Here is a 7,778-nt window from a genome sequence, read left to right on the forward strand (position 1 = left end):
CCTGTACTCCGCTCATTCGTATCCCACGCCGACTGCGACGTTTCGAAAGCGTGCGGGTGCCGCGGCTTGGGTCGTGCGTCCGACCTGCATCGGCTCGCCTTTGCCGCAGTTCGGGGTCCCCCAGGCGAACCAAGACGCGGCATCGCCGACGGCGTCGCATGAGCCCCAGAACTGCGGCGTCATGCCGGCGTAGGTAGGGTTCTTGAGCATGCGGCCGCGTTTGCCGTTCTTGATCTCCCACGCGATCTCGCATCCAAACTGGAAGTTCAGGCGGCGATCGTCGATGGACCAGGAGCGGTTGCTCTCCATGTAGAGACCCTCGCGGACGTCGTCGAAGAGATGCTCGAAAGGAACGTTACCGGGCAGCAGGCTCAGGTTGCACATGCGGATCATCGGCGCGAAGGCCCAGCTCTGGGCACGGACGCAGCCGTTTGATGCTCTTCCGATTGCGCGCGCTGTGTCGTTGCTCATCTCGTAGCCGACGAGGATGCCGTCGCGCACGATATCGGAGAGGCCGGATTTCGTCCCCTCGTCGTCATAGCCGCAGGTCGCCATCCCGAGCGGCATCGCGTTGTCGATCACGATGGTGACGTGCGGCGATCCGTAGCGCAGCCGATCGAGCTGGTCGATTTCAAGAAAGCTCGTGCCGGAGAAGTTCGCCTCCCAGCCCATGACGCGATCGAGCTCGGCGGGATGACCGCAGGATTCGTGAATCTGCAGCGACACTTGCGATCCGCCCAGGACGATGTCGCAGATTCCGCTGCGGCACTGCGGAGCCGCGAGCAGCGCGATCGCCTCTTCGCCAATTCGCCGCGCATTCTCCCGGAGGTTCGCCTTTTCGACGATCTCCCAGCCTCCGGATTGGTAGAGTCCAACGTCGCCCGGGAACGTGCGCGTCTGCGCGTCGCCGTCACCGACCGCCATCGCTTCCATCCCGCAGCCGGTCTGCACGACGTGCTGCGCGATGCGCGATCCGCTCGAGCTGTACAATGTTTTCTTCGTGCTCCAAAGATCGATCCACGCGCGGCCGACTGCGATCGCGTTTCCGGCGTGCAGATCTCTCTCGGCTTCGAGAAGCAAGGCGACGCGCTCGCCGAGCGGCACGCTCGCCGGATCGCGCTCGACCGGCGTCGCGTACTCGTCGACATAGGCGCGCGGGGGCGGGAAGCCGATGCGCCGGCGCGCGATTGCGGCCCCGGCTCGCGCAATCGCGCACGCGCGCGCCGCGGTTGCATCGAGCGCAGCGTCGTTCGGATCGTCGCTTGCGGCGAATCCCCAGGAGCCGTCGACGAGCGCGCGGACGCCATAGCCGCTGGAGGTCGCATCGGCAAGCGACGCGACGACGCCGTTGCGCACTTCGACGCGCTCGCTGCGCGTCGTCTCGAAGCGCACGTCTGCGAACTGCGCGCCACGCGCTGCGGCGGTGTCGAGAACGCGCTGCGCTGCCGCGTCCGTCATCGAGACCCTCCCACGAGCGCACGAACGTTGCCGATCACGATCGAGCCGGCGGGTGCAGGCGACGCGCGCGTAGCGATGACGTAGAAGCCTACCAACCGCATCGGCTGCGGCATGCCGAGCGGAAACCGGACGACGACGTGGCGCAGCCCCTGTTGGTTGAGGGTCACGGCTGCAAGAAGCACCTGTTCGTCGATCGCGTTGCGCAGCGCGAGGCGTAGTGCGGCGCCGCTGCCGTCGTCGCGAACGTCGAAGCTCAAACCCACGCTGCCGGCCGGAAGCTCTCGCTCGGCGACCGCATACGCCGCGTGCTCCCGATCGCCGATGGCGTAGGTCAGACGAATGCACCCGTCACACGCGACCTGCGCGCTTGCGCTGCCGCTGCCGCCGGCGGGAAAGGTGAGGAATGCAATGCCGTTCGCGATGTCGACGGCGACGTCGTGACTGCCGACCGAGACGTGCAATGCCGCGACGCGGCCGCCGACGTCCAAACGTACGTCCGCGTCGCGATCGCCCGCAGTTACCTGCCCGAGACCGTCGATAGTAGCGCCGCTGGCGCTCCAAAGCATCTGGCGCGGGAGAGCGAGCGCGAAGCCGGCCGCATCGAAGGCGTGGGCTTGCAACGCGAGCACGCCGTGCGGTTCGACGTTCGGATCCGGCGGCAGGATAAGCAGCCGCGCGGGCGCTGCGGCCACCTCGAGCGGAATGCTTCCGCGGATCGTTCCGGCGCGCAGTTGAATGCGTCCGGTACCGGGTGCGGCTGCTACGAACGTGTCCCCGCGTACGGTTCCGAGCGCGCCCGGCTCGACCGTTGCCGTGAGCGGCGCTTGCAGATCCGCGGGGTGTTCGTCTGCGTCGATTGCAGCGACGTGCAGTGCGACCTGCGCGCCCGGGACGGCGCGAACCACCTGCGGCGACGCCACCAACCGCTGCGCCGCTCCGACGGGAGCGTCGTTGTAGAGAAAGATGCCGTTTGCGACGCGGCGTTCGATACCGTCTGACGGCGAGCTTTGGAGTAATGCCTTCCGCTCGCCGAGCAGTCGCACGGCGATCGCGGAGGATCCTCCGCCGTCGAACGCCATGCCGTCCTGCGCGCCGAGTGCGCGCATCAGCTCGGCGAGCTGCGGCCGCGTCAAACCCACGCTGCGCTCCGGCTGGCGCCCGTCGACCTCGACGAGCAACAGCGTTCCGTCGCTCTCGAGCGCGGCTCCGGAGCATGGGATCCGGTGATCGAACGCGCCGCCGCGAGGGCCGTCGGGATCCGCGTACCACGCGCCGTGATAGAGAATGAGCGGGCCGCCACCGACGGCGTCCGCGATCTCCGAGAGCGCGATCGGCGCGAGGGCGCCGCTTGCGACCACCGCATCGCCGACCGCTGGGAGAGCGCCGGGCGCGACGTCGGAGCCGACGACGAGATAGTATCCAGCGGGCTGGGGTCCGTCGGCGGTCTGCGCGAATGAATCGACGCGATAGGCGGCAAACGGCGGTGTTCCTGTCGTGGGCGTGAGCGCAACGCTCGTGAAGCCCGGCTCTTGGGACACCGCTCCGAATGCAGGCGTGAGGAGCGCGATCTCATTGGAATGCGAGGGCATGACGTCAACGCCGTCGAGTGAGAACGCCTGCGTGCCGATCTGCACCGAGCCGGTGAAGGAGAACTCGGCGAAGTGCGCGCTTCCCGAGCGCAGCAGCGCGAGTGCGTAACGTTTGCGCGGCGAGCGCAGGAGCGTGCCGTCTTGAACCACGATGTTCGTCGGGCGGTTCGTCCGTCCGATGTCGAAGTAGTCGCCGTTGATGCCGGCGACGGCGCCCGTGCGTTGCGCCATGTCCGAGATCGTCTCGCCGTTCGAGCCCAACGCATCGCCTGCGAGCACGGTACGCGCGTGCACGCCGGGGTTCGTGAGATCTGCGGCGATGACGTGGACGGAGATCGGCCCGGCATCGCTCCATAGCTCGTAGTCGCCGTATTCGACGCCCGGAGCGACCCGCTCGATCTCCGGCGCCTGGAGCGTAACGACCGGAAACGGAGCGTGAAGATCGAGCTTCGACGGCAGATCGGCCGCCGACGCAAATGCCGGAAGTAGTGCCAGCACGATCGCGGCCGGCAGCCGGTGCGTCACCGGCGTACGACGGAGACGGCGAGTGGGTAGCCGCCGGTTTGAAAGGGTGCGCCGCGCACGCGCTTCAGAGTTCGCGCGTCGAGCACGTCGACCTCGTTGCTTCCCGCGCAAGGGATATAGAGCCGGTGCGAGCGTACGTCGAGGGTGGGCGCCCACGGCGTGCGGCAGGTACCGACCGGTGCGTGCGCGACGCGCAGGGTCCGCGCGTTCAGCACGTCGACGACGTTGCTTTGCTCGTCGGTAACGAAGACGCGCCCGAGCGTCCCAAGCGCGATGCCGACCGGAAACTCGAGTGGAGAACTTCGCGCCGCTACGCGTGGACCTCCGGGACCGAGCGCGATCTCGGTGACCCTTCCGGCCGCTGCGAGAAACGTGCTCTCGCTTTGGTTCGAGACCACGTAGAGCCGGCGCCCGTCGCGCGAGAGCGCCAGCGAGAAGGCGCGCGGGACATGCCGTATTCGCCCGACGACGCGCATGCGCTTCGCGTCCACGATTGCGACGGCGTCGTCGTTCACGTCGGCAACGTAGACGCGCTGCGTGCGAACATCGATCGCGATACCTTCGGCGGTCGTTCCCGTGACGATGGTCGCGACCCGATCGCCGGAGACGCGTGCGAGGCCGCCCTTGCCGTTCAGCTCGCGCTCGGTGACGAAGACCGCGTGGAGCGGCGGATCTGCCGCGAGCTCATCGCCGAGCAGGATGCCTGGGATCTCGCGAACGTTCCAGGGCCTCAGTCGCACCGACGTCATCGTACTGCCGTCCGTGTCGGTCGCCGCAATCTCCCCGCCGGCTGCGATCACGTCGCTCGGAGAGCCTGCGGTTGCGAGCGTTCCGAGCGGCGCGAAGGTGCGAGGATCGTGAAACGCTATGCCGTTTTGGTACGAAGCGACGGCGATCACCGGAGCGTGCGGCGGCGCGACGATGTGAAACGTTCGAACCGCAAGGGACGCGGCGTTTGCCGCAACCAGCGTTGCGCTTCCCGGCGGAGCGCCCGGCGGCACGACGTACGCGCCGTTCACGATGGCACCACTGCCGATCACCGAGACGCGATTCGGCAGCGCGCCGTCCGACAGGCGCGTGGGGAAGCGGCTGCCCGGCACGAGGGACGCGGCCGTGTTCGCGAATCGCGCGATCGCGAGGCGGTGGGTCGCTGCGAGGAGCGCGAGCGCGCATGCGGCCGCAACGATCGTGCGCATCAACGCATCGTCATCGCGTGGACGCGTGCCAGACCTTCCGCGACGTCGGTTCCCGGCGCCACGAGGGTCTGCGCGGTCTTCGCGGGATCGATCGCACACGCTGCCAAGCGGTAGCCGTCGAACGTTCCGCACACGATGGCGTAGTCGGGATCGACGACGAAGGCGCGCCCCGCCTGCGCATCCAGCACGACGACGTACATCCGCGCCTCACCGGCGCGCGCGCGCGCGATGCGCTCGGTCCATGCGTCGCTTCGCGTCGCCCAGAGCGCGAGTCGATAGCCCGCCCGGCGGAAGGCCGCGAGGCCCGCGGGGTCGTGCATCACGCCGTCGTCCACGATCGCAACCGGGATCGTCGCATCGAGGGCGGCGAGCTGCGGCTGTGCTCCCGGAGCGAGTACGTGCTCGCATTCCAAAATACGCAAGCGGTCGTCGATGTCGCCTGGAAGCGCATGCGCGCTGACGGCCACGCGCAGGACGCTTCGGGCCGCCGTCTCTCGCGGCGCCGGCTCGGGGAGTGCAACGCGGCTCGGGTGCGGGTCGCCGAGTTCGACGGTCGCCACGATGCATTGCGGCTCGCGCTCGCCGGCTATGGCAAGGACGTCGCCTGAGTCCGAGAGGATTTGGCTCTTTCCGCAGTAGAGCACCATTTCGCGTTCGACGCCGCACTTGTCGGCGGCGGCAAACGGGACCCCGTTCTCGTACGCGCGCATGGGTGCCAGCAGATCGGCGATGGGGTTCTCTAGCGCATTTGGGTCGCGTCCGCTCGAAACCCACGCCGTCGGCATGACGAGCATCTCGGCTCCGCCGTCGACCAGGGCGCGTGCGATCTCCGGCATTCTCCCATCGGCGCATACCAAGACGCCGAGGCGACCGATCGACGTGTGAATCGGCGCGACCTGCGTTCCCGCTGCGAACCATCGCCGGTCGAAGTGCCATAAGAACACCTTGTCGGCACGGCCGGCCACGCGACCGTCGGAGTCGATCACGACTCCGGCGTTGTAGAGCTGCGAGCCGTCGCGAGTCGCGACCCCCGCAACGATAACGGCCGCTCGCCGAGCCGCGATCTCACAAAGGCGCGCGACGGCACGATCGATACCTATATCGTCAACGTCCGAGTCGCCGAGAACGTACGCAGGCACGGTTCCCTCCGGCAGGACGACGAGATCTGCGTCCGCTGCGGCGTCATCGACGCTGCGTTCGATACCGCGAAATGCTTGCTCGAACGAACGGCGGTCGTGCGCGCGAAGCTGGAGAGCCGCAACGCGAAGAGTCCGTGCCATTGCGGCTCGATTCGCCTTCGAGGCGCAGGTCTCCGGGCGTCGCAACGAAGAAGGGGCGCGCATGCACCGCATCCTCGCAGCCGTCGCCCTCCTCAGCGTTCTCGCCGTCGAAGCGCCGCTCTCTGCAGCGGGCGCTCCGCACCACGCGCCGCCGAAAGACGCGTGCTCGCCGCTGCCGAGCCGGTGGCAGCGTTTGCAGTGCGAGAACTTTCATCGCTCGGCTCCCGGCGACGAGTACTTCGGGCGTATGAAGATGAGCTATCTCGGCATCGACAACACCGCGCACGACGTGGCCATTGAAGCCGGTGCGTACACGACTAATCCCGGGCTCATCGCTCGTCTCGAGTTCGCCGACGAAGCGCTGCGGCAATGGGCGCAGCGCTATCCCGGCGATCCGCAGCTTGCGCGCAGTTACTTTCTGATGGTCGAAGTATACCGTAAGGTGTACACGCAAGACGCGCAGCGGCGGGCGTGGGCGTACATGCAGCATATCATTCACACGTATCCGTCGTCGTACTTCGCGAAAGTTTTGCGCGTCGACGTTGCGCGCGGCTTCACCGAACACTGGTTCGCGCTTGCGCAGATGTGCCCGACGCCGCTGCCGACGCCGGGTCCGCGCGATCGACGGCCGCCTCCGACTCCGACACCCGAACCGACGCCGGTCGAAACGCCGACGCCCACGCCGCCCGGCCAGCCGAAGGTCGTCGTCATAACCCCGCCGTGCGTGCAGCCGCAGACGCCGGCTCCCGAGGAGAGCGCGTCGCCGGTTCCCGAAGAGAGCGAGCCGCCGGTTCCCGAAGAGAGCGCGACGCCGGTTCCCGAAGAGAGCGCGACGCCGGCTCCCGAAGTAACGCCGCTATAACGCGATAAAAAAGAAAGAGCCCCCGGATTGCTCCGGGGGCTCTCCTCGATCGTTCGCTGACGATCTAGAACTTGATGCCCAAGCCGAGGTACGGACCGTTTTGAGACGTGCCGATCGGCGAGTCATCGAGCTGATATCCGCGTTCTCCTTGCCAACCGCCCTCGATCATGATCGGGGTGTTGAAGATTGAGTACGCGAAGCCGATGTCGTACTTCAAGATGTTGTACGCAACGGTGTAGGCACCATACGTGCCCTTGACGTTCGGATAGTACCACGCACTGCCGTACCAGCTCCACGGGTGGTTTAGGTCGGGCAGCTTCGATACTCCGAAGCCCCAGTTGTTGAGGTGCGGATAGCCGTAGTTATTCGTCCGCCACATGTACCCGACGCCGACGTAGATCCTCGGGCTCAGCACGCGAATGCCGAGTCGAACATCCAGGTCGTAGTCACGCACGGTGAACGCGGGAACGAACGAACTACCCGTGCTGCCGACATTCGTGACGTAGCACTGCGGATCCGAGGGACTGCTGCAGTTATGCGGGTAGTTGATCTGGCGATAGTCGCCCTCCAACATCCAGGGGATGTTGAGGAGATCGAACTCCGCGGCGCCGTGAATGCGGTACGAGAACCCGTCGTGATTGTTGTCCGCCGTGTTACCCGGACTGAACTGGTTGTACACCTTGGGTGAGATGATGTAATCGCCCGCCACGTAGACGTCGTGATAGGGAGCCGGCGCAGGTGTCGGCGGCGGCGGTGGCGGCGGAGGCGGTGCCTCCGTGGGCGGCGGGGGCGGCGGCGTCGGCGGGATGTAGCGGACGACCACGATGTGGCGGTCCGGAACCCACTGCACGTACGCTCCCATGCCTTC

General features: G+C 67.2%; 6 protein-coding genes. 1 reads left to right on the forward strand and 5 read right to left on the reverse strand.

The genetic code is table 11. The features are described 5' to 3' along the window. Positions 1–12: 12 nt before the first annotated feature. From VMV82_03840 to VMV82_03855, 4 genes are read right to left on the reverse strand one after another with little or no spacing between them, the layout of a single operon-like run. Complete coding sequence (locus VMV82_03840) at positions 13–1,458, reverse strand: TldD/PmbA family protein (GenBank protein ID HUY40680.1); 1,446 nt, start codon at positions 1,456–1,458, stop codon at positions 13–15. Then, the gene (locus VMV82_03845; protein HUY40681.1) at positions 1,455–3,572 is read right to left on the reverse strand and encodes a phosphodiester glycosidase family protein; all 2,118 of its coding nucleotides are present in this window, start codon (positions 3,570–3,572) and stop codon (positions 1,455–1,457) included. The genes VMV82_03840 and VMV82_03845 overlap by 4 nt, the downstream gene beginning before the upstream one ends. Continuing rightward, a complete protein-coding gene (locus VMV82_03850; protein HUY40682.1) occupies positions 3,569–4,768 on the reverse strand; it encodes a hypothetical protein in 1,200 nt (399 codons plus the stop codon). Before VMV82_03850 ends, VMV82_03845 begins: the two co-directional genes overlap by 4 nt. Continuing rightward, the gene (locus VMV82_03855) at positions 4,768–6,048 is read right to left on the reverse strand and encodes a carbon-nitrogen hydrolase family protein (protein HUY40683.1); all 1,281 of its coding nucleotides are present in this window, start codon (positions 6,046–6,048) and stop codon (positions 4,768–4,770) included. The genes VMV82_03850 and VMV82_03855 overlap by 1 nt, the downstream gene beginning before the upstream one ends. Before the next feature lie 61 nt (positions 6,049–6,109). Here VMV82_03855 and VMV82_03860 point away from each other — a divergent pair, with 61 nt between their 5' ends. Then, complete coding sequence (locus tag VMV82_03860; protein HUY40684.1) at positions 6,110–6,910, forward strand: hypothetical protein; 801 nt, start codon at positions 6,110–6,112, stop codon at positions 6,908–6,910. Positions 6,911–6,974: 64 nt separating this feature from the next. Here VMV82_03860 and VMV82_03865 read toward each other — a convergent pair. Next, positions 6,975–7,778 (reverse strand): hypothetical protein (locus VMV82_03865; GenBank protein ID HUY40685.1); only part of this gene is annotated, 804 nt, incomplete at its 5' end.

Source organism: Candidatus Dormiibacterota bacterium, assembly GCA_035532035.1.
Taxonomy (GTDB): Bacteria; Vulcanimicrobiota; Vulcanimicrobiia; order Vulcanimicrobiales; family Vulcanimicrobiaceae; genus Tyrphobacter.

What these genes read in the sequence shown, in the direction of transcription:
- VMV82_03840 (HUY40680.1), bottom strand. Translation starts at nt 1,458, where the DNA reads ATGACGGACGCGGCAGCGCAGCGCGTTCTCGACACCGCCGCAGCGCGT.
- VMV82_03850 (HUY40682.1), bottom strand. Translation starts at nt 4,768, where the DNA reads ATGCGCACGATCGTTGCGGCCGCATGCGCGCTCGCGCTCCTCGCAGCG.
- VMV82_03855 (HUY40683.1), bottom strand. Translation starts at nt 6,048, where the DNA reads ATGGCACGGACTCTTCGCGTTGCGGCTCTCCAGCTTCGCGCGCACGAC.
- VMV82_03860 (HUY40684.1), top strand. Translation starts at nt 6,110, where the DNA reads ATGCACCGCATCCTCGCAGCCGTCGCCCTCCTCAGCGTTCTCGCCGTC.